Source organism: Bradyrhizobium sp. (assembly GCF_049586575.1).
GTDB lineage: Bacteria > Pseudomonadota > Alphaproteobacteria > Rhizobiales > Xanthobacteraceae > Bradyrhizobium.
The window spans coordinates 1-2629 of record NZ_JBAVCF010000014.1 but is presented as its reverse complement, the minus strand read 5'-3'; the positions used below and the strand labels follow the sequence as shown (position 1 = coordinate 2629).

2 protein-coding genes and 1 pseudogene are annotated in these 2629 nt (G+C 58.1%); 1 reads left to right on the top strand and 2 read right to left on the bottom strand.

The window, feature by feature from the left end; translation table 11 throughout:
* Positions 1–348: 348 nt before the first annotated feature.
* Both WB528_RS00560 and WB528_RS00555 read right to left on the bottom strand, forming a co-directional pair.
* Positions 349–584: pseudogene (locus WB528_RS00560) on the bottom strand (sigma factor-like helix-turn-helix DNA-binding protein); the annotation flags it as partial.
* A gap of 971 nt (positions 585–1555) precedes the next feature.
* Positions 1556–1759 carry a hypothetical protein gene (locus WB528_RS00555; protein ID WP_423886487.1) on the bottom strand — a complete coding sequence of 68 codons (204 nt, stop codon included), beginning with the start codon at positions 1757–1759 and terminating at the stop codon, positions 1556–1558.
* Positions 1760–1978: 219 nt separating this feature from the next.
* On the opposite strand from WB528_RS00555, the gene WB528_RS00550 reads away from it, so the two are divergent.
* Positions 1979–2629 (top strand): PAS domain S-box protein (locus WB528_RS00550; RefSeq protein WP_423886486.1); only part of this gene is annotated, 651 nt, incomplete at its 3' end.

The window sequence follows — 2629 nt, the reverse complement described above, 5'->3', positions numbered from 1 at the left end:
GTCTATGAAGAGTCCCATTCCAAAAGAACGTCTACGCGTCAGCAATTGGATTATCTAAAGACTCTTGTCTGATTGCGAAGCAAGCTGCTCCGTCTCCCGACATTTATATGATAGCCCGTTAGGCTCTCTCTTGTCTACGGGGTCGACGCGATGGTCGCCTCAAGATGGTGGTCCGGAAGGTGGAGGCTGCAGCCTATAAATGCGTGCTTGCGCACAGTCTTCGCAACGCAGTCACTTCAACCGGGTCCTTGCGGGACATCATCCGCCGGCGGGGGATTCCGTGCTACTTCAGTTTCTCCAAGCTCGTATCGTGTCGAAGGGCTGCGGTCGCGATGATCGCGGGGCGCACTATCGCTTCAAGGTGTGGCACGGCAATTCAACCTTTTCGAGGATAGGAAGCTCCTGAGCTAGCTCCCTCGACCGGGTCGGATGCTTGAGCTTCGCGCCGCCTCGGCCTCGATCTGCCGAATCCGCTCGCGCGTCACTGAGAATTGCTGCCCAACCTCCTCCAGGGCGTGATCGCTGTTCATGCCGAGGCCGAAGCGCATGCGAACGACGCGCTCCTCGCGTGGCGTCAGCGACTCGCGCATGTTGTCCCGCGTCAGCCGAATTCGACAGTTGGCAACGTCATCCGGATGCTGGCGGGCGCCTAAGCGCATTGCTCTACAAGAAAAAGCGCCGAAGTGGGGCCAAGGTTCGCGTTTGAGCTTGGTCAGCCTTCCGCGGCAAGCGGGCAGCACTCTAACAAGGACGATGAGAGCACAAATCGCCGGAACGATCGCCGCCTGCTTGGGTTTTGCCAAAGCATGACCGAACGGCAGAAAGTAACGACGGCAAAACTCCTGGCGATTATCGAATCCGAATTTTCCCGACTCTTTGGCCGAAGTGTCAGGGACTATATGCCGCGCGTTCGGTTGCACGCTCGCGCCGGCGAGCCGAATTGGAACGCCGAGATCAGCGGCGATATTCGCATTTCGGTTCTTGGTCCTTTCCTGGTCGCACTCGACCGCGTCAAGTCCCAGTATGATCTTGACGATCACGGTCGCGAGCGTTTGATCGCTAGAAAGTAGCACGTCACGTCGGGACCCCGCAGGCACGAGCGCTACCACAGCTACGGAATGAGTCGCCTGCCTACCCCAAGAGGTGACCGCATTCGCGGCATAGCGCCAAGCAACTTCCGTGGCATCGCCCATTGGCTCTCTCGTCGCTTTCTTATTCTTGCCCGGCGGCCGCCGCCCCCTTCGCATCTCATCCGCCTGCAAAGAGCATCGCCCGCTTCAATTTGACTTGTTGGCTATGATGACAGTGCGGGCCAGAATAGCGAAGCGAATCCGATAGGAACGTTTTCGTCCTCGCCGCGTTTGAGCGACGACGGGGAAGCTGTGGCGCCGAAATCTGAGCAATACCGCCGATACGCCCGCGAATGCCTCGAAATTGCGCGCTCCACTCACGATGAGCGCGCGCAGGCTTCGCTCCTACAGATGGCCCAAGTGTGGCTTCGCTTGGCCCAGGAAGCGGAGCGTGCCGAGCGGGACCCATCCCAACCGCAAGATGACTAATCTGGGTCTTTCTTCTCAGCCTTCTCAGCGAGGTCGCGCCATACGCGCGCCATTTCGCGCAAAATGCGCCGATGGTTTTCGTTGGTGATCTGCTGCGCCAATCGTTCGCATTCGGCCGCAAAGCCACGGTAATCCTCAGCGTTTCCCATACGGAACCAACCAACCGTCGACCGGCCTCGTTCCGGACGCATCGGCGCCATGACGGGGGAACCAATCGTGACGATCTAAATGGTTCCTCCAAGATTGATCACAATTGCTTGGAGCGTGGCGCAATACGCGGCGTCGTAGGCTTGGTCTACCCGTGGTCACGATGCTCGCGGGAGCGTTTCATTTGACGTGGTCACAGCCGATAAGCGACGTTAGGATCGCGTGACCCGCTGCCCGGCCTCTATCGGAGCGGCGGGTTCACCAGTAGGCAAATGGCGAATCCACCAGAGCGCACACCAATCAGTTCAACGCTCCAGGATAGCGAGGAGCGGGCTCGGCAGCTTGCCTCAATTGTAGAGTCGAGCGATGACTCTATCGTCGGCACGGACCTCAAGCGCAGGATCACAACTTGGAACCGAGGCGCTGAGCGCCTTTTCGGTTATACCGCCGCAGAAGCAGTGTGCATGCCGATTGGAGCTATCGTCCCCGAAGATCGGCATGACGAGGAACTTGCAATTTTCGAACGCTTCCGGCGCGGCGAACGGATTGAGCCGTTCGATACCATTCGTCGGCACAAGGGTGGTCGCCTAATCGATGTCTCCCTGAGCATCTCGCCCATTCGGAACCTCGCCGGTCAAATCGTCGGGGCATGTTCAGTTACACGCGACATCACGGAGCGAAAGCGTAGTGAGAAACGGATTGCTGTGCTTGCCCGAGAAGCCGAACATCGAACCAAAAATGTCCTTCAAGCTGTTCAGACGGTGGTCCACTTATCTCAGGCTCGAACAGTTGAAGAGCTTAAACAGGTCATAGAAGGTCGGATTCAGGCTCTGGCCAATGCTCATGGACTGCTCGCCCAAAGTCGTTGGGTTGATGCTGATCTGGCCAACCTGGTGAGGCAAGAACTTGCTCCGTATCTCCAG